The 1,063-nt window shown below is 53.1% G+C and carries 1 protein-coding gene; it reads right to left on the bottom strand.

Going from position 1 to position 1,063, the window contains the following annotated elements:
• Nucleotides 1–1,063, bottom strand: a protein-coding gene (locus tag K1F36_RS19980) for an IS3 family transposase (RefSeq protein ID WP_220115359.1) whose coding sequence is annotated in 2 segments (ribosomal slippage) — nucleotides 1–832 and nucleotides 832–1,063 — 1,064 coding nt annotated over the 2 segments. Because the reading frame shifts where the segments join, the coding sequence is not laid out codon by codon here. This gene is flagged as partial in the annotation.

Genomic DNA, 1,063 nt, shown 5'->3' with positions numbered 1-1,063 from the left:
TCGGGGAAGAATTCTTCCCCGAAACGGTTCTTGTATTCCCTGGGCGGCATATCCCCGATGGATGAATGGGGATGCCTTGTATTGTAATCCTCCATCCATTTTTGGGTCAGCGTCCTTACTTGGTGCAGGTCGTTGAACCAATAGGCATCTAGCACATCTTCCCTGTAGAACCTGTTGAGACGTTCCATATATCCGTTCTGCATGGGCTTGCCGGGCTGGATGAACTGCAGCTCCACCCGTCTGCTCTTGCACCATTGCGATAGGGCCTTGGATATGAACTCAGGGCCGTTGTCGCAGCGTATGGTCTTTGGCAGGCCTATCTCTTCCTCCAATTGTGACAAGGTCTCCACGACCCTTATCGCCGGATAGTTAAGCCCCACGTCCATGGCCAGTGCCTCCCGGTTGCAGTCATCCATGACATTGAACACCCTTATCTTCCTCCCATCTGACAGCACATCCGCCATAAAGTCCATGCTCCACACCTCGTTGAGCCCCATAGGGGCCTCCAATGGGTTCTTTGTCCTTGTGGGAAGCCTCTTCTTGTGCTTCCTCCTGAGCTTTAGGTTCATGGACCTGTAGACCCTCAACACACGTTTCCTGTTCCAGTTGCGGCCTTCGCGACGCAGACGCTTGTAATATACCTCGAATCCCCTTGTCGGCAGCTCTTCGGCCAGCCTGGAAAGGGCATCGATCACCTCAGTGTCGTCCCTTTTGCTATGGTAGTACCACATCGAACGGGCAAGGTCCAGTACCCCGCAGGAACGCGATACACATACCGAATAGGCCTCCTGGAGGTATTTGGCGCGCTGCTTCTTGTCGGAAGGCCCTAGAACTTTTTTGACAGTACGTCCTTGAGCATACGGATGTCAAGGCTGGCATCGGCATACATCTGCTTTAGCTTGCGGTTCTCCTCCTCGAGTTCCTTCAAGCGCTTCATATGGGCCACTTCCATGCCCCCGTACTTCTTCCTCCAATAATAAAAAGTGCTGGTGTCAATGCCCATCTCACGGGATATATCACCCACCTTGCGGCCCTGTTCGTTCTCTTTCAGTGCCTTGATGAT

The sequence above is a fragment of the Flagellimonas abyssi genome, from assembly GCF_019457905.1.
In the GTDB taxonomy this organism is placed as follows: domain Bacteria; phylum Bacteroidota; class Bacteroidia; order Flavobacteriales; family Flavobacteriaceae; genus Flagellimonas; species Flagellimonas abyssi.
This window is presented reverse-complemented; position numbering and strand designations above follow the sequence as displayed.